Origin of the sequence: Streptomyces sp. NPDC091279 (genome assembly GCF_044757465.1) — a bacterium.
Taxonomy (GTDB): domain Bacteria; phylum Actinomycetota; class Actinomycetes; order Streptomycetales; family Streptomycetaceae; genus Streptomyces.
This window is the reverse complement of the sequence record NZ_JBIVVA010000010.1, coordinates 1-24,770: the sequence shown is the minus strand read 5'-3', so window position 1 is coordinate 24,770 and position 24,770 is coordinate 1. Positions and strand designations below refer to the sequence as shown.

20 protein-coding genes are annotated in these 24,770 nt (G+C 71.2%); 16 read left to right on the top strand and 4 right to left on the bottom strand.

Features of this window, described 5'->3' with window-relative positions; genetic code table 11:
• Positions 1-356 precede the first annotated feature (356 nt).
• The 4 genes from ACIQOU_RS24725 to ACIQOU_RS24710 all read right to left on the bottom strand — a co-directional run bounded on the left by ACIQOU_RS24725 (position 357) and on the right by ACIQOU_RS24710 (position 6,000).
• The gene (locus tag ACIQOU_RS24725) at positions 357-2,765 is read right to left on the bottom strand and encodes a transglutaminaseTgpA domain-containing protein (RefSeq protein ID WP_401539068.1); all 2,409 of its coding nucleotides are present in this window, start codon (positions 2,763-2,765) and stop codon (positions 357-359) included.
• Positions 2,762-4,132, bottom strand: coding sequence for a DUF58 domain-containing protein (locus tag ACIQOU_RS24720; protein WP_401539066.1), 1,371 nt, complete (start codon positions 4,130-4,132; stop codon positions 2,762-2,764). Before ACIQOU_RS24720 ends, ACIQOU_RS24725 begins: the two co-directional genes overlap by 4 nt.
• Positions 4,132-5,151, bottom strand: a complete 1,020-nt coding sequence (locus tag ACIQOU_RS24715; protein ID WP_401539065.1) for an AAA family ATPase — start codon at positions 5,149-5,151, stop codon at positions 4,132-4,134. Before ACIQOU_RS24715 ends, ACIQOU_RS24720 begins: the two co-directional genes overlap by 1 nt.
• Before the next feature lie 237 nt (positions 5,152-5,388).
• Positions 5,389-6,000 (bottom strand): beta-class carbonic anhydrase, encoded by a 612-nt coding sequence (locus ACIQOU_RS24710; protein ID WP_401539063.1) that lies wholly within the window; start codon positions 5,998-6,000, stop codon positions 5,389-5,391.
• A 356-nt stretch (positions 6,001-6,356) separates the two neighbouring features.
• On the opposite strand from ACIQOU_RS24710, the gene rsmH reads away from it, so the two are divergent.
• The 16 genes from rsmH (at position 6,357) to ACIQOU_RS24630 (ending at position 24,237) form a co-directional block, all read left to right on the top strand.
• On the top strand, positions 6,357-7,313 hold the full coding sequence (gene rsmH, locus ACIQOU_RS24705) for a 16S rRNA (cytosine(1402)-N(4))-methyltransferase RsmH (RefSeq protein WP_401539062.1): 957 nt from the start codon (positions 6,357-6,359) through the stop codon (positions 7,311-7,313).
• A gap of 46 nt (positions 7,314-7,359) precedes the next feature.
• Positions 7,360-7,911: a septum formation initiator family protein gene (locus ACIQOU_RS24700; RefSeq protein ID WP_401539060.1), complete on the top strand. Its 552-nt coding sequence runs from the start codon at positions 7,360-7,362 to the stop codon at positions 7,909-7,911.
• 5 nt (positions 7,912-7,916) lie between these two features.
• Positions 7,917-9,869: a peptidoglycan D,D-transpeptidase FtsI family protein gene (locus tag ACIQOU_RS24695; RefSeq protein ID WP_401539059.1), complete on the top strand. Its 1,953-nt coding sequence runs from the start codon at positions 7,917-7,919 to the stop codon at positions 9,867-9,869.
• A 160-nt stretch (positions 9,870-10,029) separates the two neighbouring features.
• Complete coding sequence (locus ACIQOU_RS24690; RefSeq protein ID WP_401539058.1) at positions 10,030-11,550, top strand: UDP-N-acetylmuramoyl-L-alanyl-D-glutamate--2,6-diaminopimelate ligase; 1,521 nt, start codon at positions 10,030-10,032, stop codon at positions 11,548-11,550.
• A 4-nt stretch (positions 11,551-11,554) separates the two neighbouring features.
• The gene (gene murF / locus ACIQOU_RS24685) at positions 11,555-12,961 is read left to right on the top strand and encodes a UDP-N-acetylmuramoyl-tripeptide--D-alanyl-D-alanine ligase (RefSeq protein WP_401539057.1); all 1,407 of its coding nucleotides are present in this window, start codon (positions 11,555-11,557) and stop codon (positions 12,959-12,961) included.
• The gene (mraY, locus tag ACIQOU_RS24680; RefSeq protein WP_401539658.1) at positions 12,961-14,049 is read left to right on the top strand and encodes a phospho-N-acetylmuramoyl-pentapeptide-transferase; all 1,089 of its coding nucleotides are present in this window, start codon (positions 12,961-12,963) and stop codon (positions 14,047-14,049) included. The genes murF and mraY overlap by 1 nt, the downstream gene beginning before the upstream one ends.
• The gene (gene murD / locus ACIQOU_RS24675; RefSeq protein WP_401539055.1) at positions 14,031-15,482 is read left to right on the top strand and encodes a UDP-N-acetylmuramoyl-L-alanine--D-glutamate ligase; all 1,452 of its coding nucleotides are present in this window, start codon (positions 14,031-14,033) and stop codon (positions 15,480-15,482) included. The genes mraY and murD overlap by 19 nt, the downstream gene beginning before the upstream one ends.
• Positions 15,483-15,554: 72 nt before the next feature.
• Positions 15,555-16,889, top strand: coding sequence for a putative lipid II flippase FtsW (ftsW, locus tag ACIQOU_RS24670; RefSeq protein ID WP_401539054.1), 1,335 nt, complete (start codon positions 15,555-15,557; stop codon positions 16,887-16,889).
• Between the two features lie 33 nt (positions 16,890-16,922).
• Complete coding sequence (gene murG, locus ACIQOU_RS24665; protein WP_401539053.1) at positions 16,923-18,014, top strand: undecaprenyldiphospho-muramoylpentapeptide beta-N-acetylglucosaminyltransferase; 1,092 nt, start codon at positions 16,923-16,925, stop codon at positions 18,012-18,014.
• A gap of 38 nt (positions 18,015-18,052) precedes the next feature.
• Positions 18,053-18,874 (top strand): cell division protein FtsQ/DivIB, encoded by an 822-nt coding sequence (locus tag ACIQOU_RS24660; RefSeq protein ID WP_401539052.1) that lies wholly within the window; start codon positions 18,053-18,055, stop codon positions 18,872-18,874.
• 277 nt (positions 18,875-19,151) lie between these two features.
• On the top strand, positions 19,152-20,351 hold the full coding sequence (gene ftsZ / locus ACIQOU_RS24655; protein WP_401539050.1) for a cell division protein FtsZ: 1,200 nt from the start codon (positions 19,152-19,154) through the stop codon (positions 20,349-20,351).
• The gene (pgeF, locus tag ACIQOU_RS24650) at positions 20,348-21,085 is read left to right on the top strand and encodes a peptidoglycan editing factor PgeF (protein WP_401539048.1); all 738 of its coding nucleotides are present in this window, start codon (positions 20,348-20,350) and stop codon (positions 21,083-21,085) included. Before ftsZ ends, pgeF begins: the two co-directional genes overlap by 4 nt.
• Positions 21,086-21,091: 6 nt before the next feature.
• On the top strand, positions 21,092-21,811 hold the full coding sequence (locus ACIQOU_RS24645; RefSeq protein ID WP_401539046.1) for a YggS family pyridoxal phosphate-dependent enzyme: 720 nt from the start codon (positions 21,092-21,094) through the stop codon (positions 21,809-21,811).
• Positions 21,812-21,939: 128 nt separating this feature from the next.
• Positions 21,940-22,581 carry a cell division protein SepF gene (locus tag ACIQOU_RS24640; RefSeq protein WP_401539044.1) on the top strand — a complete coding sequence of 214 codons (642 nt, stop codon included), beginning with the start codon at positions 21,940-21,942 and terminating at the stop codon, positions 22,579-22,581.
• 70 nt (positions 22,582-22,651) lie between these two features.
• Positions 22,652-22,936, top strand: coding sequence for a YggT family protein (locus ACIQOU_RS24635; RefSeq protein WP_030248691.1), 285 nt, complete (start codon positions 22,652-22,654; stop codon positions 22,934-22,936).
• Between the two features lie 53 nt (positions 22,937-22,989).
• Positions 22,990-24,237 (top strand): DivIVA domain-containing protein, encoded by a 1,248-nt coding sequence (locus ACIQOU_RS24630; RefSeq protein WP_401539042.1) that lies wholly within the window; start codon positions 22,990-22,992, stop codon positions 24,235-24,237.
• Positions 24,238-24,770 lie beyond the last annotated feature (533 nt).

Genomic DNA, 24,770 nt, shown 5'->3' with positions numbered 1-24,770 from the left:
TGGCCAACGCTCAGGCGACGCCGTTAAGGGGCGCGGGGAACTGCGCGACCAACCCCCACCGGGCCCGCACCCGACGAAGTGAACCGCCCCCAGCTGGGCTGCTGACGCTCAGGCGACGCCGTTAAGGGGCGCGGGGAACTGCGCGATCAGCCCCCACCGGGCCCGCACCCGACGAAGTGATCCGGCCCAAGCCAGCCCGCCAAGGCTCAGGTGACGCCGTTAAGGGGCGCGGGGAACTGCGCGATTAGCCCCCAGCCCCGCCCCCGACGACGCGCCCCCGACGACGCGCACCCCGCCCTGAGCCCCGGGTACGGGCCCTCCCCGCCGGTCAGGGCGCCGTCGTTCACCCGGGTGGCTCAGCCGCCCTGCCGTTGTTCGGACGGCCCCCGGCGAAACAGAGCCGTCCACCGCAGCCGCCAGCCGGCTCTCGCCGCAGCCCACGCGTCCGCGACCGCCCAGACCGCCCGGACGGCGGAACGCGGCGCCACGACCGCCCGGACGCGGAGGAACCACGAGGAACGGCCATGCAGGGCCGCACGCAGAGCCCGAGCCTCCTCGGCCAGCCCCGGCACCGGACTCGGCCGGGGAGCGAACAGGAACTGCTCCACCGCGCCCGCCACCCGATGCACGGACCCCGCCGTCACCGCGTCCAGCTCACCGAGCCGCACGATCCGCTGCGCCGCCTTGCGCGGAGTCAGCGCCTCGTCCGGGGCGATGCCGTAGTCCCAGGCCGTGTCCGTCACCTCACGCCAGACGGCCAGCACATGCCCCGCCGTCTGCGGCACCGCGGACGTGTGCCGGGCCGACGCCAGCCGCACCGCGCGTCTGCGGACCCGCCAGACCATCGGGAACAGCAGGAGGGCGACCGCCAGCACCCCGAGGAGCGACCAGCCGGCGACCTCGTACCAGCGCGGACCACCCGCACCCGGCGTCGTCGTGGACGGCGGCAGCGCACCGGCGCAGTCCGCCACCGGCTCCCGGTCCCGGACCGACCCGCAGCTCGCGCTCGTCGACGGGGCCGCCGACGTGGACACGTCCGCCGACTGCGAGGAGCTCGGCACATGGGGAACCGTGTCGCCCGACGTCTCCGGCTGGGTGTACGACGGCGTCGTGCCCCGGCTCGGAGTCGGCTCGAAGCGGGTCCAGCCCACGCCCTCGAAGTACAGCTCCGGCCAGGCGTGGGCGTCCTTCAGGCTCACCGCCACCGAACCGTCCGCCTGCTGGGTGCCGGGCGCGAAGCCGACCGCCACCCGGGCCGGAATGCCCAGGCTGCGGGCCATCGCCGCCATCGCGAACGAGAAGTGGACGCAGAAGCCCTGCTTGTCCTTGAGGAACCGGGCGATCGCGTCCGGGCCCGTACCCACCTGCACCTGGGTGTTGTACTGGAAGCCGCCGTCCTGGGTGAAGTAGTCCTGGAGCTTGACCGCCCGTTCGTAGGCGTTCTTCGTGCCCTTGGTGACCTCGCGCGCGGTCGCCGCGACCACCGCGGGGACCGAGCCGGGCAGTCTGGTGTACTCGCGTCTCAGGGTTTGCGACGGCTGCGGCGCGTCCGCGAGCTGTTCCGCTGTCGGCTCCACGTCGAGGCTCTTGACCAGGTAGGTCTTGCCGCGTGTGGTCTCGCCGTGGTCGCCGACCAGGGTCATGCCCACCGGCTCGTAACGCCACTTCCCGGCGACCTGGACACCACTGGGCGGATACGGCATCGGCAGCCAGTCCTGCGCGTACCAGTCGGCGGCCGAGATACGCGTGTCGACCACCGTGCGCCTCACGCCCGCGCCGAGCCCCGTCGGGGTGGGCAACCGGTCCGGCACGGAGACGATGTGCCGCTTGGCGGGCTTCCAGGTGCTGCCGTCGAAGTCGTCCAGGGAGACGATCCGCAGGTAGAGGTCGGAGACGTCGGCCGTGTTGGTGCGCAGGGAGAGGACCTGGCGGTTCTCGTCCACGTTCAGGCTGTCGCGCAGCGAGACCAGGGGGTTGACCGCGGAGATCGTGCCCCCGCCACTGTCCCCGGCGCCGCCGCCCGACCCCACGCCGCCGAGCAGGCCGCCGTTCATCCCGGGCAGGGCCAGCGGCACCACCAGGGCGACGCCCAGGGCGACCACGCCGATGCGCCGCCCGGAGCGGACCGGGGCCGGTGTCCCGGTGGCGCCGCCCGGGGTGCGCGGTGCGGCGCCGAAGACGCGGCCCCACTGGGAGAGCCGGTCGCGCCCCTCGGTCAGCAGCAGCATCAGATAGCCGGCCGCCGCGACCAGGAACCACAGCCAGTCCGCGCCGCCCTCGGAGAGCCCCGCGGCCACCGAGTACAGGGCCAGCAACGGCAGTCCCGCCGGAGCCGCGCTGCGGAAGGTCACCGCCAGCGCGTCCACCGCGAGCCCGATCACCAGGACCCCGCCCAGCAGCATCAGCCGGATGCCGTCCGAGGCCAGCGGTGCCGGTATGGCGTACCGGGCGATGTCGTCGCCGCCCTGCCGCAGCAGCTCAGCGAAGTGCCGCAGCGCGTCAGGGCCCGGCACGAACCCGGCCGGCGCCTGGGCGTGGGCGAAGACCAGGGTCAGCATCAGCAGCGTCACCAGCGCCTGCGACGCCACCGTCAGAGGGCGGGGCAGCGGTACCCGCCGGGTCGCCACGCCCACCAGCGTCTGCACGCCCAGCAGGCAGGCTCCCTGCACGATCCAGGTCGTCGGGGAGACCAGCGGCAGCAGGGCGCAGGACGCCATCAGCGTGGCCGCCCAGGCGCACAGCGCCAGCCGGGCCCGACCGCTCATGATCCCGTCCCCTCACCGCTCGTGCCGGTCGCGGTCAGGCCGGTCCGCTCCCGGTCCGCCTGCCGCCACAGGTCCTCAAGGGAGGCCCCGCGCGCCACCCGCAGCGCCGTCCAGCCCGCCTCCCGCAGCACCCGCAGCGGGTCCCCGCCCTTGTCCAACGGACCGGGCACGTCGGTCGGTTCCCGGTTCCAGGACCCGTCGTCCAGGACGAAGGCGATCGCGCCGGCGCTGCGCCGCCGCATCGTCGCGGCCACCGAGGCCTGCTCCTCGTCGAGGTCGCCGAAGAACGCCACCAGCAGCCCCCCGGCGCCGCCGCGCAGCGCGTCGTACGCGGGCGACAGGCCCGTCCCGTCGGAGTGGTCGATCATCGCGAGGGTGTCCATCAGCAGCCCGGCCGCGTCGGCCGACTGCTGGCTCGCGCCCGCGAACCCGTCGGCCCCCTCGCCCGGCACCACGCTGCCGGTGTCCGTCAACAGCCGCACCGAGTAGCCCCGTTCGAGGAGGTGGACCAGGACCGACGCGGCACCCGAGACCGCCCACTCGAACGCCGTGTCGGGACCCGCGCCGAGGAAGGCGACGCCCCGGGTGTCGAGCAGCACCGTGCACCGGGCGCGCTGCGGCTGTTCCTCCCGGCGCACCATCAACTCGCCGTAGCGGGCGGTGGATCGCCAGTGGACGCGGCGCAGGTCGTCGCCGTGCCGGTAGCCGCGCGGGATCACGTCGTCCTCGCCGGCCAGCGCGAGCGAGCGCTGACGCCCCTCGCCGTACCCCGCGGACTCGCCGGTCAGTCGCACCGGCGGCAGCGGCTCCACGTGCGGGACGACCGTCAGCATGTCCGACGACGAGAAGGAGCGCGTCAGATCGCACATGCCGAACGGGTCGCTCAGGCGCAGCTGGAGCGGGCCCAGTGGATAGCGGCCGCGCAGGTCGGAACGGACCCGGTAGGACACCTCGCGGCGGCCGCCCGGCTCCACCCGGTCGAGCACGAAACGGGGCCGGGGGCCGAGCACGTACGGCACCCGGTCCTGGAGCATCAGCAGGCCGGTGGGGAACCGGGAGACGTTGTCCATGCGCAGCTGGACGCGGGCCTCGCTGCCGGCCGGTACGCGCGCGGGGGACAGCCTGCGGCTGCCGGCCACCCGGTAGCGGGTGCGGTGCAGGAACAGCGCGCACACCAGGGGCAGCACGGCGAGCAGCAGTCCGACCCGCAGCAGATCGCTCTGGCCGAGCACATAGGCGCAGACGGCGGCGGCGACACCGGCCGCGAAGAAGGACCGGCCGCGGGTGGTCAGGCCGGCCAGGGTGGTGCGGATGCCGCCCCGCTCGTCGTGGTCGGGCTCCGCGGGCCCCGGCGCGGCGTCGGTCATCACAGCCTCCGGGGCGGCTGACCGTACGCCGGGGTGCCGTGGCCGAAGCCGCTCTGCTGCTGGGGCACCGGGGTGCGCTGGAGGATCTCCTCCACCACCTGCTCCGAGGTGCGGCGGTTCAGCTGGGCCTGGGCGGTCGGCAGCAGCCGGTGGGCCAGGACGGCGACGGCGAGGGCCTGGACGTCGTCCGGCAGGGCGTACTCCCGGCCGGACAGGGCGGCGGACGCCTTCGCCGCGCGCACCAGATGCAGCGTCGCGCGCGGGGAGGCGCCGAGTCTGAGGTCGGGGTGGCTGCGGGTGGCGGCGACCAGCTCGACCGCGTACCGGCGGACCGTCTCGGCGACATGGACGCCCCGGACGGTCTCGACCAGCTTCACGATGTCGTGCGCGTGCGCCACCGGCTGGAGATCCTCCAGCGGGGAGACGCCGCCGTGCACGTCGAGCATCTGCAACTCGGCCTCCACGCTGGGGTATCCCACCGAGACGCGGGCCATGAAGCGGTCGCGCTGCGCCTCGGGCAGCGGGTAGGTGCCCTCCATCTCGACCGGGTTCTGGGTGGCCACCACCATGAAGGGGCTGGGCAGTTGGTAGGTCTGCCCGTCGATGGTGACCTGGCGCTCCTCCATGGACTCCAGGAGCGCGGACTGGGTCTTGGGCGAGGCGCGGTTGATCTCGTCGCCGATCACGATCTGGGCGAAGATCGCGCCGGGTTTGAACTCGAAGTCCCGCCGCTGCTGGTCCCAGATGGACACGCCCGTGATGTCCGAGGGCAGCAGATCGGGCGTGAACTGGATACGCCGCACCGAACAGTCGATCGACCGTGCCAGCGCCTTGGCGAGCATCGTCTTGCCCACGCCGGGGACATCCTCGATCAGGAGATGTCCCTCGGCGAGCAGCACGGTCAGCGAAAGCCGTACGACCTCGGGCTTGCCCTCGATCACTCCTTCCACCGAACTGCGGACACGTTCCACAGTGGCGGTCAGATCTGTGAGGCTCGCTCGATCGTCATAGGTCGTCACCCGGCCCTCCTCGGCCCTTCTTGCTCAGGGCCGACGCGCAGCGACGCGGCACGGCCCAACCCCGGTTCACAGACGCCCCGTGGACATGGTTCCGCGGGGCGCCCCACCGCATTCTTGCTGCCGTTACCGATTCGTGTCACTCGCCTGTGGACAACTGGCGGCGATACGTCGGGTTTTACGATGCTTGAACAGCGGTGGGCCTGTGGTGATACGAGGACGAGAAGGGGCGGGAGCGCCTCACGCCGGGTCGATCTCGCGCAGCAGTCCCGTCTTCACGTCGAAGACGAAGCCTCGCACGTCGTCGGTGTGCAGCAGGAACGGAGAGGTCCGCACCCGCTGCATGGACTGCCGGACGTCCTGGTCGACGTCGCGGAACGACTCCACCGCCCACGCGGGACGCTGGCCGACCTCCATCTCCAGCTCGGTGCGGAAGTCCTCGGTGATCGCCTCCAGGCCGCAGCCCGTGTGGTGGATCAGTATCACGCTGCGGGTGCCCAGCTTGCGCTGGCTGATGGTGAGCGAGCGGATCACGTCGTCGGTGACCACGCCGCCCGCGTTGCGGATGGTGTGGCAGTCGCCCAGCTCCAGGCCGAGCGCCGCGTGCAGGTCGATACGGGCGTCCATGCACGCCACGACGGCGACGTGCAGAACCGGGCGGGCGTCCATCCCCGGGTCGGCGAACGCGGCGGCGTACTGCTCGTTCGCGTCGACCAGACGGTCGATCACGGCGCCACCGTCAGGTATGGCGCCTTCGGGTGCTGTGGAGGCCGAAGCAGAAGTCGTCATATCCATGACGGTACTGGTCACAGGCGTTCCGGTCTTGTGGTGAGAACGGAAAAAGAGTGTCATCACGTCCCCTTTGTGAGGTAAGCCACATGGGTAGCAGGGTGGGCCCACCCGGGTGATTTTCCCGTTCCGGAGGCTGTCCGCCGTCATGACCGCGCCGCGCAAGGCCGGTTGATTGACCGCGCCGGACCGTGGACTAAAGTGACGCGAAGCGGGAGGCGAGGTGCTCCCTGCTGCACGCGAATCCCCCACGACCCCGGCGCTCTCGCCGGACGTCCCCACGTGCGCGGCGCGCACGTACGGCTCGGCCTCCTCCCGCTCCCGGCCGGCCGACGCTTTCGGCGCCGGCCCGTTCTCCCCTTTCCGAGCGGGCGGGACCCGGCGGTACGCGTGGTCCCCGTCCGACCTGAGAGGGCCCCTTGAGCCAGAGTCGACATGTTCCGGTGATGCTCCAGCGGTGCCTGGATCTGCTGGCCCCCGCTCTGGAGGCACCCGGCGCGGTGGTCGTCGACTGCACCCTGGGCCTCGGCGGACACAGCGAGGCCCTGCTGACCCGCTTCCCCGAGGCCCGCCTCGTCGCCCTGGACCGCGACAAGGAGGCGCTGCGCCTGTCCGGCGAGCGCCTCGCGCCGTTCGGTGACCGCGCCACCCTCGTGCACGCCGTCTACGACGAACTGCCCGACGTCCTCGACCGGCTCGCCCTCGCGCGCGTGCAGGGCGTCCTCTTCGACCTCGGCGTCTCCTCCATGCAGCTCGACGAGGCCGACCGCGGCTTCGCCTACGCCCAGGACGCCCCCCTCGACATGCGCATGGACCAGACGACCGGCATGAGCGCCGCCGAGGTCCTCAACACCTACCCGCCCGGTGAACTGGTGCGCATCCTGCGGGCGTACGGCGAGGAGAAGCAGGCCAAGCGAATCGTCTCGGCGGTCGTCAAGGAGCGCGACAAGGAGCCGTTCAGCAACAGCGCCCGGCTCGTCGAGCTGATCCGTGGCGCCCTGCCGCAGGCCGCCAAGCGCACCGGCGGCAACCCCGCCAAGCGCACCTTCCAGGCCCTGCGCATCGAGGTCAACGGCGAACTGTCCGTCCTGGAGCGGGCGATCCCGGCCGCCGTGAAGTCGCTCGCGGTGGGCGGCCGGATCGGCGTGCTCTCCTACCACTCGCTGGAGGACCGGCTCGTCAAACAGGTGTTCGCGGCCGGTGCCGCCACCACCGCGCCCGCCGGGCTGCCCGTCGTCCCCGAGCGCTATCAGCCCCGGCTCAAGCTCCTGACGCGCGGTGCCGAACTTCCCACCGAGGAAGAGGTCGCCGACAACCGCCGGGCCGCGCCGGCCCGGCTGCGGGGAGCCGAGCGCATCAGGGAGGACGTCGAGTGAGCGAGGCCCACGGGCGCACCGGCACGACGGACCCGCTGGGGGACGCGTGAGCAGGCGACCCGAACTGAAGGGACGGGCCGCCCGGCTCGCCCGGCTGCTGCCGGCCGCCCCCGGCAACCAGGCCGCCCGCACGCCCTTCGTGCTGCTCGTCGTCCTCCTCCTCGGCGGCGGCCTGATCGGGCTCCTGGTGCTGAACTCGGCGCTCAGCGAAGGCTCGTTCCAGCTGGACGACCTCCAGAAGGACACCAAGAGCCTCACCGACGAGCAGCAGGCGCTCCAGCACGACATCGACGCCTACTCCGCCCCCCAGGCCCTCCAGCGCCGGGCCCGGGAACTCGGCATGGTCCCCGGCGGCGACCCCGCGTTCCTCGACTCCGACGGCACCGTCAAGGGCGTTCCCTCGGCCGCCGCCCTCCAGTCCGCGGCGCGGGTGCCGCTGGTGCTGCGCCCGCCGGAGGCCGCCGCCCGCGCCACCCCCTCGGCCACCCTGTCGGCGTCCACCCCCGCCGCCGTCGCCGCCCCGCCCGCGCACCCCGCCTCCGGTGCCCCCGCGGCCACCCCCACCGCGCCCGTTCCGACCACGACCCCCGGCAGGTGACGGAAGTGTCCGACAGGCAACCGCCACGCCGCCGGGTGCCCGGCCCCGCGCGGCCCGCCCGCCCCGCCGCCCGGCGTCCGGCCCCCGGCGCCCGCCCCGTCCGCCGGCCCCCGGCCCGCCCCGCCGCCCCCAAGGTGCTGCGCCTGGGCAGCCCACGCCCCCGGCTGCGCATGATCAGCCTGACCCTGACCCTCGTCCTGATCGCGTTCGTGGTCCGCCTCCTCCAGGTACAGGCCGTCGACGCCAGCGAGTACGCGGCCAAGGCCGAACAGAACCGCTACGTCGGCCACGTCCTGGCCGCCGAGCGCGGCGGCATCACCGACCGCAACGGCGTCTCCCTCGCCACCAGCGTCGACGCCTACGACCTCACCGCCGACCCGACGATGTTCAACCGCGAACAGCTGAAGATCGACGACGGACCCGAGCGGGCGGCCGCGCTCCTCGCCCCGATCCTCGGCGTCGACCAGGACACCCTGGTCAAGAAGCTCCGCCCGGCCAACAAGGAGCTGCGGTACGTCCTGCTGGCCCGTCGGCAGACCCCGCAGGTCTGGACGCAGATCAAGGACCTGCGCAGCACCCTCGCCCAGAAGGCGTCCCGCGACCCGTCCACCGCCAACGTCCTGGCCGGTGTCTTCGCCGACCCCAGCAGCAAGCGCGTGTACCCCAACGGCGACCTCGCCGCCGGGATACTGGGCTGGGTCAACGACGAGGGCAAGGGCGGCGGCGGCGTCGAGCAGCAGCTCAACAAGGAACTGGCCGGCAAGGACGGCAAGATCCGCTACGCCCAGTCCGGCGGCCGTCTGGTGCCCACCGCGGGCTCCACCGAGACCCCCGCCGTGCCCGGCAGCGACGTCGAACTGACCATCGACCGCGACATCCAGTGGGCCGCCCAGAACGCCATCTCCGAGCAGGTCAGGAAGTCCAAGGCGGACCGCGGCTACGTCATCGTCCAGGACACCCGCACCGGCCAGATCCTCGCCATGGCCGACTCGCCCGGCTTTGACCCCAACGACCTCTCCAAGGCCAACCCCGACGCCCTCGGCAACGCGGCCCTCCAGGACGCCTACGAGCCCGGCTCCACCGCCAAGGTCATGTCGATGGCCGCCGTCCTCGAACAGGGCGTCGCCACCCCGCTCACCCACGTCGTCGTCCCCAACCGGCTGCACCGCGGCGACCGCCTCTTCAAGGACGACATCGACCACGCCACCTGGAACCTCACCCTCAACGGCGTGCTCGCCAAGTCCAGCAACATCGGCACCATCCTCGCCACCGGCCAGCTCGGCAAGACCCAGGCCCAGGCCAACCAGGTGCTCTACAACTACCTGCGTAAATTCGGCATCGGCAGCTACACGGGCCTCGACTTCCCCGGCGAGACCAAGGGCATCCTCGCCCCGCCGGACGCCTGGTCGACGTCGCAGCAGTACACGATCCCGTTCGGCCAGGGCGTCTCCGTCAACGCCCTCCAGGCGGCCTCCGTCTACTCCACCATCGCCAACGACGGCGTCCGCGTCGCCCCCACCCTGGTACGCGGCGAGAAGGGCCCCGACGGCCGCTTCACCCCCGCCGCCACGCCCAAGAAGAGCCGGGTCGTCAGCGCCAGGACCGCCAAGACCCTGGCCCGCATGCTGGAGTCCGTCGTCGACGACGAGGAGGGCACCGGAACCAAGGCCCGCATCCCCGGCTACCGGGTCGCGGGCAAGACCGGCACCGCCAACCGGGTCGATCCGGCCACCGGCAAGTACCGCGGCTACACCTCGTCGTTCGCCGGATTCGCGCCCGCCGACAAGCCGCGCATCACCGTCTACTGCGCCATCCAGAACGCCACCGAGGGCGGTTACTTCGGCGGCCAGATCTGCGGACCCATCTACAAGGAGGTGATGGAGTTCGCCCTCAAGACCCTCCAGGTGCCGCCCACCGGCGCCAAGGCGCCGAGCCTGCCCGTCACCTTCACGCCCTGATCAGCGCGACAGCCAGGAACGATCCGTGACCATGATCACTCCCGACCCGGACAACCGAACGGGCACTCGCCCCTCACTTCGCCCGCAGGCGGGTGGGCCCGGTACGCTCACCGCCGTGCCACACGCTGATCACTCCCAAACCACCCAGAAGGGCGCTTCCGTGACCTATCCGGGGCCGCCACGACCGGTTCAGGTCTCCGCCACACCCCTCGCGGAACTCGCCGATCAGCTCGAAGCCGCCGCGCCGCGCGCCACGGCCGACGTCACGGGCATCACCCATGACTCGCGCGCCGTCCGCCCCGGCGACCTGTACGCCGCCCTGCCCGGGGCCCGGCTGCACGGCGCCGACTTCGTCACCCAGGCCGCGGGCCTCGGCGCGGTCGCGGTGCTGACCGACCCGACCGGCGCCGACCGCGCCGCCGCCACCGGACTGCCGGTCCTGGTCGTCGACAACCCACGCGCCGGGATGGGCGAACTCGCGGCCACCATCTACGGCCACCCGGGCCCCGACCTCCTCCAGATCGGCATCACCGGGACCTCCGGCAAGACCACCACCGCCTACCTCGTCGAGGGCGGTCTGCGCACCGTCCGCAGCACCGGGCTGATCGGCACGGTCGAGATGCGCATCGGCGACGAACGCATCAAGTCCGAGCGCACCACCCCCGAGGCCACCGACCTCCAGGCCCTCTTCGCCGTCATGCGGGAACGCGGCGTCGACGCGGTCGCCATGGAGGTCTCCAGCCACGCACTGGTCCTGGGCCGGGTCGACGGCTGCGTCTTCGACGTCGCCGTCTTCACCAACCTCAGCCCGGAGCACATGGAGTTCCACTCCGGCCTTGAGGACTACTTCCAGGCCAAGGCCCAGCTGTTCACCCCGGCCCGCAGCAGGCTCGGCGTGGTCAACGCCGACGACGAGTACGGCCGCCGGCTCGCCAAGGAGTCCGGCGTCCCCGTCATCACCTTCTCCGCCGAGGGCCACCCCGACGCCGACTGGCGCGCCGCGGACGTCCGGGTCGGCCCGATGGACGCCACGTTCGTCGCCGTCGGCCCCGAGGGCGAGCGGATCACCGCCCGGTCCCCGCTGCCGGCCCCCTTCAACGTCGCCAACACCCTCGCCGCGATCGTCGCCCTGGCCGCCGCGGGCATCGACCCGCAGACCGCCGCCGACGGCATCGCCGCGGTCCCCGGGGTGCCGGGCCGCCTCGAACGGATCGACGCCGGGCAGCCGTATCTCGCGGTGGTCGACTACGCCCACAAGACGGACGCCGTCGAATCCGTGCTGCGCGCCCTGCGCCGGGTCACCGAGGGCAGCCTGCACATCGTGCTCGGCTGCGGCGGGGACCGCGACACGACCAAACGCGAGCCGATGGGCGCCGCCGCCGCCCGGCTCGCCGACACGGCCGTACTGACCTCCGACAACCCCCGCTCCGAGGACCCCCTCGCGATCCTCGCCACCATGCTCCAGGGCGCCGCCACGGTGCCCGCGCACGAACGCGGCGAGGTACAGGTCTTCGAGGACCGGGCCGCCGCCATCGCCGCCGCCGTCGCCCGGGCCCGCCCCGGCGACACCGTGCTGGTCGCGGGCAAGGGACACGAGCAGGGCCAGGACATCGCCGGGGTGGTGCGTCCCTTCGACGACCGCCAGGTGCTTCGCGAAGCTATCCAGCAGACCCAGGGATGAACTTGTGATCGCCCTCTCTCTCGCCGAGATCGCAGCAGTCGTCGGCGGGCAGACGCACGACATACCGGATCGGTCCGTCCAGGTCACCGCTCCGGTCGTCCGGGACTCCCGTGAGGTGGTGCCCGGCAGCCTGTTCGTCGCCTTCGTCGGCGAACACGTCGACGGGCACGACTACGCCGCCCAGGTCGTCGAGGCGGGTGCCGTCGCCGTCCTGGCGTCCCGCCCGGTCGGCGTCCCGGCGATCGTCGTCGACGACGTCCAGCGCGCCCTCGGCGCCCTCGCCCGGCACGTCGTGCAGCGGCTCGGGGCGACCCTCGTGGCGCTCACCGGCTCGGCGGGCAAGACCAGCACCAAGGACCTGATCGCCCAGGTCCTCTCACGCGCCGCGCCGACGGTCTTCACACCCGGCTCGTTCAACAACGAGATCGGGCTGCCGCTGACCGCGCTCAGCGCCACCGAGCAGACCCGCTTCCTGATCCTGGAGATGGGCGCCCGGGGCATCGGCCACATCCGCTACCTCACCGAACTGACGCCCCCCAAGGTCGGGTTGGTCCTCAACGTCGGCACCGCCCACATCGGCGAGTTCGGCGGCCGGGAGCAGATCGCCCTGGCCAAGGGCGAGTTGGTGGAGGCGCTGCCGGCCGACGGGACCGCGATCCTCAACGCGGACGACCCGCTGGTGCGGGCCATGGCCTCCCGTACACGGGCGAAGGTGCTCCTTTTCGGAGAGTCGGCCGAAGCGGACGTACGCGCCGAGAACGTGCGACTCACGGACACCGGACAGCCCGCCTTCAGGCTCCACACACCCTCCGGTGCAAGCGATGTGACCATGCGCCTGTACGGTGAGCACCACGTGTCGAACGCGCTCGCCGCGGCAGCCGTCGCCCATGAGCTGGGCATGTCCGTACCAGAGATCGCCACCGCGCTCTCCGAGGCGGGCTCCCTCTCCCGCTGGCGGATGGAGGTCACCGAGCGCCCGGACGGTGTGACGATCGTCAACGACGCCTACAACGCCAACCCCGAGTCCATGCGGGCGGCCCTGCGCGCGCTCGCGGCCATGGGCAGGGGGCGGCGGACCTGGGCGGTGCTCGGCAAGATGGCCGAGCTGGGGGACGAGGCGCTCGCCGAGCACGACGCGGTCGGACGGCTCGCCGTCCGGCTCAATGTCGGCAAGCTCGTCGCGGTCGGGGGCCAAGAGGCGTCCTGGCTGCAACTGGGCGCATATAACGAGGGTTCGTGGGGTGAGGAGTCGGTGCACGTGTCCGACGCACAGGCGGCGATCGACCTGCTGCGCAGCGAGTTGCGCCCGGGAGACGTCGTTCTCGTGAAGGCGTCCCGGTCGGTCGGTCTGGAGAGCGTGGCGCAGGCGCTCGTCGGAGCCGCCTCCGAGGGTGAGGTCGCTGCCCGATGATGAAGCAGATCCTGTTCGCAGGAGTCATTGGCCTCTTCCTGACACTGATCGGCACCCCGCTGCTGATCAAGCTCCTGGCCCGCAAGGGCTACGGGCAGTACATCCGCGACGACGGCCCGCGCGAGCACGCCAGCAAGCGCGGAACGCCGACGATGGGCGGTATCGCCTTCATCTTCGCGACGGTCGCCGCCTACTTCCTCTCCAAGGTGGTCACCAGCTGGACCACCGACAAGCCGGCCACCCCGACCCTCTCCGGCATCCTGGTGCTCGGCCTGATGGTCGGCATGGGCATGGTCGGCTTCCTGGACGACTACATCAAGATCGTCAAGCGCCGCTCGCTCGGTCTGCGGGCCAAGGCGAAGATGGCCGGCCAGCTGATCGTCGGCATCACCTTCGCGGTCCTGTCGCTCCAGTTCGCCGACGCCCGCGGCAACACCCCGGCGTCCACGAAGCTGTCGTTCATCACGGACTTCGGCTGGACGATCGGCCCGGTGCTGTTCGTGGTCTGGGCGCTGTTCATGATCCTCGCCCTGTCCAACGGCGTGAACCTCACCGACGGTCTGGACGGCCTCGCCACCGGCGCCTCCGTCCTGGTCTTCGGCGCCTACACCTTCATCGGCGTCTGGCAGTACCAGGAGTCCTGCGCCAACGCGACGACCCTCACCAACCCCAACGCCTGCTACGAGGTGCGTGACCCGCTCGACCTCGCGGTGGTCTCCGCCGCGCTGATGGGCGCCTGCCTCGGCTTCCTGTGGTGGAACACCTCGCCCGCCAAGATCTTCATGGGCGACACCGGTTCACTGGCGCTCGGCGGTGTCCTCGCGGGCCTGGCGATCCTCTCCCGCACCGAACTGCTGATCGCCATCCTCGGCGGCCTGTTCGTCCTCATCACCATGTCGGTCGTCATCCAGGTCGGCTCCTTCCGGCTCACCGGCAAGCGCGTCTTCCGGATGGCACCACTCCAGCACCACTTCGAACTCAAGGGCTGGTCCGAGGTGCTCGTCGTGGTCCGCTTCTGGATCATCCAGGGCATCTGCGTGATCGTCGGCCTCGGCCTCTTCTACGCGGGATGGGCAGCGGACAAGTGACCTCCTCGGTGTCTTCCGGGCTGTCGGGACTCTCACAGTTCCAGGGCCAGCACGTCACGGTCGCCGGACTCGGCATCTCCGGCGTCCCGGCGGCCAGGGCGCTGCACGCGCGCGGGGCACGCGTCACGGTCGTCAACGACGGCGACGACGCACGCGCGCGTGAACAGGCCGCCGCCCTGGAGGCGCTCGGCATCACCGTCCGCCTCGGCGACGGCGACACCCTGCCCGAAGGCACCGACCTCGTCGTCACCGCACCCGGCTGGAAGCCCGGCAAGCCGCTGTTCACGGCGGCCCGCGCGGCCGGCCTTGAGATCTGGGGCGACGTCGAGCTGGCCTGGCGGCTGCGCGGCCCGGACGCCCCGCCCTGGCTCGCCGTCACCGGCACCAACGGCAAGACCACCACCGTCCAGATGCTCGCCGCCATCCTGAAGGCGGCGGGACTGCGCACGGCCGCCGTCGGCAACATCGGCGTCTCCCTGCTCGACGCCGTCCTCGGCGACGAACCGTACGACGTCCTCGCCGTCGAACTCTCCAGCTACCAGCTGCACTGGGCGCCCTCGCTGCGCGCGCACTCCGCCGCCGTCCTCAACCTCGCCCCCGATCACCTCGACTGGCACGGCTCCATGGAGGCGTACGCCGCCGACAAGGGCCGTATCTACGAGGGCAATCGGGTCGCCTGCGTCTACAACGCCGCCGACCCGGCCACCGAGGCGCTGGTCCGCGAGGCCGACGTCGAAGAGGGCTGCCGGGCCGTCGGGTTCACCCTCGGCACCCCGGGCCCGTCCCAACTCGGCGTCGTGGACGGCATCCTGGTCGACCGCGCCTTCGTCGAGAACCGGCAGAAGAACGCGCAGGAGCTGGCGGAGATCTCCGACGTCACCCCGCCCGCGCCGCACAACATCGCCAACGCCCTTGCCGCGGCGGCCCTCGCGCGCGCGTTCGGCGTGCCCGCCAAGGCAGTCCGGGACGGCCTGCGGAACTTCACCCCGGACGCCCACCGGATCGCCCACGTGGCCGACCTGGACGGCGTCGCCTACGTCGACGACTCCAAGGCCACCAACACCCATGCCGCACAAGCCTCGTTGGCGGCCTACGAGTCCATCGTCTGGATCGCCGGCGGACTCGCCAAGGGGGCCAGCTTCGACGAGTTGGTCGCCGCGTCCGCCAAGCGGCTGCGGGGCGTGGTGCTCATCGGCGCCGAACGCGCCCTGATCCGCGACGCCCTGGCGCGACACGCCCCGGAAGTCCCCGTCGTCGACCTCGACCGGACCGACACTGGTGCGATGCTCGCGGCCGTCCGCGAGGCGCGCCGGCTCGCACAGGCGGGCGACACCGTGCTGTTGGCCCCGGCCTGCGCCTCGATGGACATGTTCGTCAACTACAACAAGCGCGGCGACGCGTTCGCCCAGGCGGTCGGCGAACTCGGCGCCTGACCCGGCCGCCCGCCGGGCGACCCTGGGAGGGACGCGTGGGATCGTCGAGGCCGACGTACAGCGGAGGACCCGATGCCCGGTAGCCGTACCGGCAGGCCGCCCGTGCAGCGGGCCGCCCGACGCCCCGCCGCCGTCCGGGCGCCGCGCGACAATCCCCTCAGCCGGCAGTACCTCACCGCCAAGCGGGCCCTGGACCGTCCGCTCACGGCGTACTACCTGATCCTCGGCGGCAGCCTGCTGATCACCGTGCTCGGCCTGGTGATGGTCTACTCGGCCTCCCAGATCACGGCGTTGCAGATGTCGTTGCCCGGCTCGTACTTCTTCCGCAAGCAGTTGCTGGCCGCCGTGATCGGCGGGGTGCTCCTCTTCGTGGCGTCCCGGATGCCGGTGAAGCTGCACCGGGGCCTGGCCTACCCGATCCTGGCCGGCGCGGTCTTCCTGATGGCCCTGGTGCAGGTGCCCGGGATAGGGATCTCCGTCAACGGCAACCAGAACTGGATCTCGCTGGGCGGCTCCTTCCAGATCCAGCCCAGCGAGTTCGGCAAGCTGGCGCTGGTCCTGTGGTCCGCCGACCTGCTCGCCCGCAAACAGGACAAGAACCTCCTGAACCAGTGGAAGCACATGCTGGTCCCGCTGGTCCCGGTCGCCTTCCTGCTGCTCGGACTGATCATGCTCGGCGGCGACATGGGAACGGCGATCATCCTGACGGCGATCCTGTTCGGCCTGCTCTGGCTGGCCGGCGCCCCGACCCGGCTCTTCGTCGGTGTGCTGTCGGTCGCCACCACCATCGGCGTGATCCTCATCAGGACCAGCCCCAACCGGATGGCCCGGCTCGCCTGCATCGGCGCCACCGAACCCCAGTCAGGGCCGGTCGACTGCTGGCAGGCCGTGCACGGCATCTACGCCCTGGCCTCCGGCGGGATCTTCGGCTCGGGGCTCGGCGCGAGTGTGGAAAAATGGGGTCAACTCCCCGAAGCCCACACGGACTTCATCTTCGCCGTCACCGGTGAGGAACTGGGTCTGGCGGGGACGGTGTCGGTGCTCGCCCTCTTCGCGGCTCTAGGCTATGCGGGTATCCGCGTGGCCGGACGCACGGAGGACCCCTTCGTGAGGTATGCCGCGGGAGGCGTGACCACCTGGATCACGGCGCAGGCCGTGATCAACATCGGTGCGGTGCTCGGCCTGCTGCCGATCGCCGGTGTTCCGCTCCCGCTGTTCTCCTACGGAGGGTCAGCCCTGCTGCCGACCATGTTCGCCATCGGACTGCTGATCGCCTTCGCGCGTGACGAACCCGGTGCGCGGGCGGCGCTTTCCTTGCGGCAACCCCGCTTTGGTAGAAAGCGGGCGGGAGGCGCCAGGCTGGAGCGGGGGCCTCGGAGATGGAACACGATGCGACGGCGTGCCTAGGCGGCGCGTTCGTCCGGAGAGCGGTGAATTTCGGTGCATGTCGTACTCGCCGGTGGGGGGACCGCCGGCCACATCGAGCCCGCGCTCGCCCTCGCGGACGCCCTGCGCAGGCAGGACCCGACCGTGGGGATCACGGCTCTGGGCACGGAACGGGGCCTGGAGACGCAGCTCGTCCCGCAGCGGGGGTACGATCTCGCGCTGATCCCGGCCGTGCCGCTGCCCCGTAAGCCGACCCCCGAGCTGATCACCGTCCCGGGCCGGCTGCGCGGCACGATCAAGGCGACCGAACAGATCCTGGAGCGCGTCAAGGCCGACGCCGTGGTCGGCTTCGGCGGCTACGTGGCGCTGCCCGGCTACCTCGCGGCCAAGCGCCTCGGCGTGCCGATCGTGATCCACGAGGCCAACGCCCGCCCCGGCCTCGCCAACAAGATCGGCTCGCGCTACGCGGCGCAGGTGGCCGTCTCCACGCCCGACAACAAGCTGCGGGGCGCCCGTTACATCGGCATCCCGCTGCGCCGTTCCATCGCCACCCTGGACCGGGCGGCGGCCCGCCCCGAGGCACGCGCGCTGTTCGGCCTCGACCCCAACCTGCCCACCCTGCTGGTCTCCGGCGGCTCCCAGGGCGCCCGGCGGCTCAACGAGGTGATCCAGCAGGTCGCCCCGTGGCTCCAGCAGGCCGGCATCCAGATCCTGCACGCGGTCGGCCCGAAGAACGAACTGCCCCACGTACAGCAGATGCCGGGAATGCCCCCGTATATCCCGGTAAGTTACGTGGACCGGATGGACCTCGCGTACGCCGCGGCCGACATGATGCTCTGCCGCGCGGGCGCGATGACCGTCGCTGAACTCTCCGCCGTCGGACTCCCGGCCGTCTACGTCCCGCTGCCCATCGGCAACGGCGAACAGCGGCTGAACGCCCAGCCGGTGGTGAAGGCCGGCGGCGGACTGCTGGTCGACGACGCGGAGCTGACGCCCGATTGGGTGCGCGGCAATGTCCTGCCCGTGCTCGCCGACCCGCACCGGCTGTACGAAATGTCCCGCGCCGCCGCCGAGTTCGGCCGCCGGGACGCCGACGAGCTGCTCGTCGCCATGGTGTACGAGGCGATCGCCTCGCACCGCCGCTGAGGCGAGTGAGCCGACAGAAGAAGGAGAGTGCGTGGGGCGTGGCCGGAACTTCCACCGTCGAACGCGGTGAACGCCAGCAGGAGTCGTCCGGCTCGCCCCTTCTCCGGCGGCTCAAAAGGCTCGCGACGTTCCGCAGGCCCGGACCGAAGCAGCTTCGTACGATCATCGTTCTTGCCGTCGCGCTGGTCCTCCTCGGAGCGGGCACCGTCTGGGTGTTGTACGGATCTCAGTGGACCCGTGTCGAGCGCGTCGGGGTCTCCGGTGCGGTCGTCCTGACCCCCGGGCAGGTGCGTGAAGCGGCGGATGTTCCGGTCGGAGCACCGCTGATTTCCGTCGACACCGATGCGATCCAGTCACGTCTGATCAGAAAACTCCGACGGATCGACTCGGTCGACGTGGTCCGTTCCTGGCCACATGGAATCGGCCTCAAAGTGACCGAACGTGTACCAGTTCTGACGGTTCAAAAGGGTGGAAAATTCATCGAAGTGGACCGGAAAGGTGTCCGTTTCGCCACAGTTGAGAGTGCGCCAAAAGGCGTTCCCGCACTGGAATTGAGTCTTTCCCGATCGGGTTCGTCCGCCGCGAGCCTGCGCCGCTTCGGCGAGAGCCGGCTGATCCGGGAGGCGGTACGGGTCGCCGACGCCGTTCCGGACGCCGCCCTGCGCACCACCCGGACCGTCAAGGTGCTTTCCTACGACGACATCTCGCTGGAGTTGAGCGGCGGGCGGACCGTCGCGTGGGGAAGTGGTGAGGACGGTGACGCGAAGGGGCGTACGCTCACCGCTCTGATGAAAGCGGCCCCGGACGCCCGGCACTTCGACGTGAGCGTTCCCACCGCCCCCGCGTCGTCCGCGAGTTGACGCACATTCGCCCAGGCCAGCACCCTGGTTGGGCACTGCTATGGCTGATCACATAGGGTGAAAAGAAAAACGGGAGGTTCGGCGTGTTCGTTGAACGTGCGCCACTTGTCGACTTAGTGTCCTGTTCGGAAGAGTCCAGCGAACAGTCACACTGGTAACCCTAAACTTCAACGTTAGGGTTCGGGTCGGCGATACGGACCGCCCCATTCGGCATCAGTCGGCGCCTCGCATCCCGTGCGACGCGACGACACGTAACTCGAGGCGAGAGGCCTTCGACGTGGCAGCACCGCAGAACTACCTCGCAGTCATCAAAGTCATCGGTGTCGGCGGCGGTGGTGTCAATGCCATCAACCGGATGATCGAGGTCGGTCTCAAGGGCGTCGAGTTCATCGCCATCAACACGGACGCGCAAGCTCTGTTGATGAGCGACGCCGACGTCAAGCTCGACGTCGGTCGCGAACTGACGCGCGGACTCGGCGCCGGCGCCAACCCGGCCGTGGGCCGCAAGGCCGCCGAGGACCACCGCGAGGAGATCGAGGAGGTCCTCAAGGGGGCCGACATGGTCTTCGTGACGGCCGGTGAAGGCGGCGGCACCGGCACCGGCGGCGCGCCCGTCGTGGCCAACATCGCGCGCAACCTCGGCGCCCTCACCATCGGCGTGGTCACCCGCCCGTTCACCTTCGAGGGACGGCGCCGGGCCAACCAGGCCGAGGACGGCATCGCCGAACTCCGCGAAGAGGTCGACACCCTCATCGTCATCCCGAACGACCGGCTGCTGTCCATCTCGGACCGCCAGGTCTCGGTCCTCGACGCCTTCAAGTCGGCCGACCAGGTCCTGCTCTCCGGCGTCCAGGGCATCACCGACCTCATCACCACGCCCGGTCTGATCAACCTCGACTTCGCCGACGTCAAGTCCGTGATGTCCGAGGCCGGTTCGGCCCTCATGGGCATCGGCTCGGCCCGCGGCGACGACCGCGCGGTGGCCGCGGCCGAGATGGCGATCTCCTCGCCGCTCCTGGAGGCGTCCATCGACGGCGCCCGGGGCGTGCTGCTCTCCATCTCCGGCGGCTCCGACCTCGGCCTGTTCGAGATCAACGAGGCCGCCCAACTGGTCAGTGAGGCCGCCCATCCGGAGGCCAACATCATCTTCGGCGCGGTCATCGACGACGCGCTCGGCGACGAGGTCCGGGTCACCGTCATCGCGGCCGGCTTCGACGGCGGTCAGCCGCCGGCCCGCCGCGACAACGTGCTCCAGTCGTCCTCGGCCGCCTCGGCCCGCCGCGAGGAGCCGACCCCGGTACGGCAGCCCGCCGACCGGCCGTCGTTCGGCTCGCTCGGCAGCGTCACGCCGAAGGAGGACCCGGAGCCCGCGCCCGAGCCGGTGGCCGACCTCCCGGTCAACCCGCCGGTCCCGCCGTCGCGGACCTACTCGGACAGCGCCGCCGAGGAACTGGACGTGCCGGACTTCCTCAAGTGATAGGACAGCGCTCCGAAACGAGCACCGCGAGCGGCGCGCACTTCGCCTTCACCGATCGGTGGGGCGGAGTGAGCGCCGTTCCGTACGCGGAGCTCAACCTCGGCGGCGCGGTCGGCGACGACCCGGAGGCCGTCCGCGCCAACCGGGAGTCGGCGGCCAAGTCCCTCGGCCTGGACGCCTCGTCCGTGGTGTGGATGAACCAGGTGCACGGCGCCGACGCCGTCGTCGTCGACGCCCCCTGGGGCGAGCGGCCGGTGCCCGAGGTCGACGCCCTGGTCACCGCCCGGCGCGGACTCGCCCTCGCGGTCCTCACCGCCGACTGTGTCCCGGTGCTGCTGGCCGACCCGGTCGCCGGTGTCGTCGCCGCGGCCCACGCGGGCCGGCCCGGCCTGGTCGCCGGGATCGTGCCCGCCGCCGTGCGGGCCATGACCGAACTCGGCGCCGATCCCGCCCGGATCGTCGCCCGCACCGGACCCGCCGTCTGCGGCCGGTGCTACGAAGTCCCCGAAGAGATGCGCGCCGACGTGACCGCCGTCGAGCCGGCGGCGCACGCCGAGACGAGGTGGGGCACTCCCGCGGTGGACGTGACCGCCGGCGTGCACGCCCAGCTCGAACGCCTCGGGGTACGCGACCGGGAGCGCTCACCGGTGTGCACGCGTGAATCGGGCGACCACTTCTCGTACCGCCGCGACCGCACCACCGGTCGGCTCGCGGGCTATGTCTGGCTGGACTGATGACGCATGACGGACCGTAAGGACGAAATCGCCGGGAATCTGGCGCGAGTTGAGGAGCGTATCGCCGCCGCGTGCGCGAAGGCCGGGCGCGAGCGCGCGGAGGTGACCCTCATCGTCGTCACCAAGACCTACCCCGCGAGCGATGTGCGCATTCTCTCCGAACTCGGTGTGCGGCACGTCGCCGAGAACCGCGACCAGGACGCCGCGCCCAAGGCGGCCGACTGCGCCGACCTGCCGCTCGTCTGGCACTTCGTCGGCCAGTTGCAGACCAACAAGGTGCGGTCCGTGGTGGGTTACGCGGATGTCGTGCAGTCCGTCGACCGGGCCCGGCTGGTCACGGCCCTGTCGAAGGAGGCCGTGCGGGCGGGGCGCGAACTGGAGTGTCTCCTTCAGGTGGCTCTCGACGCGGGGGAGAGCGAGCGGGGTGAGCGCGGCGGCGTGGCCCCGGGCGGGATCGGCGAGTTGGCCGATGTCGTCGCCTCGGCGGAGGGGCTGCGGCTGGGCGGGCTGATGACCGTCGCTCCGCTCACCGGGGAGTTCGCCGGACGGCAACAAGCCGCCTTCGACCGGCTGATGGATTTGTCGACTGACCTGCGCCGAACCCATCCGGCTGCCACCATGGTCTCCGCAGGGATGAGTGCGGACCTTGAACAGGCCGTCGCGGCCGGGGCGACACATGTGCGCGTCGGCAGTGCGGTACTCGGAGTCCGTGCCGGGCTCGGGTAACGTCGCCAGGAAGTCGGACCACAGCAGAAAATATGGTCATTCTCGCCACAGGCGGGCATAACGACCTCGTGGATCACGGGCACTTGGCAGTAGTCGGTCGATCCACCACAGAGCGGAGGACTCAGAGCATGGCCGGCGCGATGCGCAAGATGGCGGTCTACCTCGGCCTCGTGGAGGACGATGGGTACGACGGCCGGGGTTTTGACCCCGATGACGACTTCGAACCCGAGCTCGACCCTGAGCTGGAGCGGGATCACCGACGGCACGAGCCGTCCCACCAGTCGCACGTCGCACATCAGTCCCAAAGGGACGAAGAGGTACGAGTGGTGCAGCCTCCGGTGCCGCGTGAGCCGGTCGCCCGGTCCACTTCGCTGGGGGCGGAATCCGGCCGTCCGGCGCGCATCGCGCCCGTGGCGTCCATCACACAAGAACGCGCGAGCCTGGAGAAGAACGCACCGGTGATCATGCCCAAGGTCGTGTCCGAAAGAGAGCCTTACCGGATCACCACGCTCCACCCGCGGACCTACAACGAGGCCCGTACCATCGGGGAACACTTCCGTGAGGGCACCCCGGTGATCATGAATCTGACCGAGATGGACGACATCGACGCGAAGCGACTTGTCGACTTTGCCGCCGGTCTGGTCTTCGGTCTGCACGGCAGCATCGAGCGGGTGACGCAGAAGGTGTTCCTGTTGTCGCCTGCTAACGTCGATGTCACGGCGGAGGACAAGGCCCGCATCGCAGAGGGCGGGTTCTTCAACCAGAGCTGAGACACACCACCGGAAGCAGCAAGTAGCAGTACAGCGAGTACGGGTAACAGGGGAGAGGGAAGCGCGAGTCATGAGCGTGGTTCTGGATGTCGTCTACATCGCGCTGATGTGCTTCCTCATCGTGCTCATCTTCCGGTTGGTCATGGACTACGTCTTCCAGTTCGCCCGCTCATGGCAGCCCGGCAAGGCGATGGTGGTCGTTCTGGAGGCCACCTACACTGTCACCGATCCACCGCTCAAGCTTCTGCGGCGAGTTATCCCGCCGTTGCGTCTCGGGGGCGTGGCGCTCGACCTGTCCTTCTTCGTACTGATGATCATCGTCTACATCCTGATCTCGATCGTGAGCCGGCTGTGATCGATGTGACCTACCGTCTTGCCGAATGCCGACGACTACGTTGAGGTGAAGAGATGCCGTTGACCCCCGAGGACGTGCGGAACAAGCAGTTCACGACCGTCCGCCTCCGAGAAGGCTATGACGAGGACGAGGTCGATGCCTTCCTCGATGAGGTCGAAGCCGAACTGACCCGTCTGCTCCGCGAGAACGAGGACCTGCGCGCCAAGCTGGCCGCTGCCACGCGCGCTGCTGCCCAGAACCAGCAGAACATGCGCAAGCCTCCGGAGAACCAGGACCAGCAGCAGCAACAGCAGGGCGGAATGCCGCCGCAGCAGCAGGGCATGCGCGGACCTGGTCCCGGCGCCCCGGTGCCCGCCGGCATATCTGGCCCGCCGCAGCAGCAGATGGGCGGCCCCATGGGAGGCCCGCCCCAGCTGCCGAGCGGTGCGCCGCAGCTGCCCGCCGGTCCCAGCGGACAGGGCGGCCCGCAGGGTCCCGGCCAGATGGGCCAGGGTCCGATGGGCCAAGGCCCCATGGGTCAGGGCCAGATGGGCCAGGGACAGATGGGGCAGGGTCCGATGGGTCAGGGCCCCATGGGTCAGGGCCAGATGGGCCAGGGCCCCATGGGTGGCCAGCCGCCCATGCAGCAGCAGATGGGCGGCCCGATGGGTGGCCCCATGGGCGGTCCGATGGGCGGCCCCGGTCAGGGTCAGGGCGGTCCCGGTGGCGACAGCGCCGCGCGGGTCCTCTCGCTGGCCCAGCAGACCGCCGACCAGGCGATCGCCGAGGCGCGTTCCGAGGCCAACAAGATCGTCGGCGAGGCGCGCAGCCGCGCCGAGGGTCTGGAGCGGGACGCCCGTGCCAAGGCCGACGCGCTGGAGCGGGACGCGCAGGAGAAGCACCGGGTGGCCATGGGCTCCCTGGAGTCCGCGCGCGCCACGCTGGAGCGCAAGGTCGAGGATCTGCGGGGCTTCGAGCGGGAGTACCGGACGCGTCTGAAGTCGTACCTGGAGTCGCAGCTGCGTCAGCTCGAGACCCAGGCCGACGACTCGCTGGCTCCGCCGCGTACTCCGGCCGCGGCGTCCCTGCCGCCGTCCCCGGCGCCCTCGATGGCACCGGCCGGTGCGAGTGCGCCGTCCTACGGTGGCAACCCGGGGATGGGTGGTGGGCCGAGCCCCGCCGCGCCGTCCTATGGCGGACAGCAGCAGATGTCTCCGGCGATGACCCAGCCGATGGCTCCGGTTCGGCCGCAGGGGCCGTCGCCGATGGGGCAGGCGCCGTCGCCCATGCGAGGGTTCCTGATCGACGAGGATGACAACTGACGGCCGGTGGTAGGTAGTACGCCGTAGGCGTCGGCAGCGTTCAACAGGGCGGGGCCCCGGATTTCGATCCGGGGCCCCGCCCTGTTGTGTCGTCTGCGGGGTGCTGCGCTTGCGGGGCGCCTACGGGGTGGGGTGGTGGGGGTGCGTGTGCGAGTGGCGGTTCGCGGTGGCTGGTCGCGCAGTTCCCCGCACCCCTAAAGGCCTTGGCCCTCACGCCCTTGAAATGGGCGACCCCGGTGCCTGTTCGCCAACGTTCGGATGGCGCCCCATAGGGGCACGGGGGAACTGCGCGGCCGGCCACCGAGGGGCCGCAGCCGCCTGGGGTGGGAGGGGTCCTGCCCCTTGGGCGGCTGCGGCTGTGGGGGGTTAGGACTTGCGGAGGGTGAAGGTGAGGGAGAGGGGGGCGTCCGTGAAGGGGGGGCCGTAGGTCTCGTCGGGCTCGCCCTGGGCGAAGTCCGTGGCGAGGACCTCGTCGGCGATCAGCCCCGCGTGTTCGCTGAGCGCGGCGATGACCGCCGGGTCGGTGGACGTCC

What these genes read in the sequence shown, in the direction of transcription:
- ACIQOU_RS24725 (WP_401539068.1), bottom strand. Translation starts at nt 2,765, where the DNA reads ATGAGCGGTCGGGCCCGGCTGGCGCTGTGCGCCTGGGCGGCCACGCTG.
- ACIQOU_RS24720 (WP_401539066.1), bottom strand. Translation starts at nt 4,132, where the DNA reads ATGACCGACGCCGCGCCGGGGCCCGCGGAGCCCGACCACGACGAGCGG.
- ACIQOU_RS24710 (WP_401539063.1), bottom strand. Translation starts at nt 6,000, where the DNA reads ATGACACTCTTTTTCCGTTCTCACCACAAGACCGGAACGCCTGTGACC.
- mraY (WP_401539658.1), top strand. Translation starts at nt 12,961, where the DNA reads ATGAAGCAGATCCTGTTCGCAGGAGTCATTGGCCTCTTCCTGACACTG.
- murD (WP_401539055.1), top strand. Translation starts at nt 14,031, where the DNA reads ATGGGCAGCGGACAAGTGACCTCCTCGGTGTCTTCCGGGCTGTCGGGA.
- ftsW (WP_401539054.1), top strand. Translation starts at nt 15,555, where the DNA reads ATGCCCGGTAGCCGTACCGGCAGGCCGCCCGTGCAGCGGGCCGCCCGA.
- ACIQOU_RS24645 (WP_401539046.1), top strand. Translation starts at nt 21,092, where the DNA reads ATGACGGACCGTAAGGACGAAATCGCCGGGAATCTGGCGCGAGTTGAG.
- ACIQOU_RS24640 (WP_401539044.1), top strand. Translation starts at nt 21,940, where the DNA reads ATGGCCGGCGCGATGCGCAAGATGGCGGTCTACCTCGGCCTCGTGGAG.
- ACIQOU_RS24635 (WP_030248691.1), top strand. Translation starts at nt 22,652, where the DNA reads ATGAGCGTGGTTCTGGATGTCGTCTACATCGCGCTGATGTGCTTCCTC.
- ACIQOU_RS24630 (WP_401539042.1), top strand. Translation starts at nt 22,990, where the DNA reads ATGCCGTTGACCCCCGAGGACGTGCGGAACAAGCAGTTCACGACCGTC.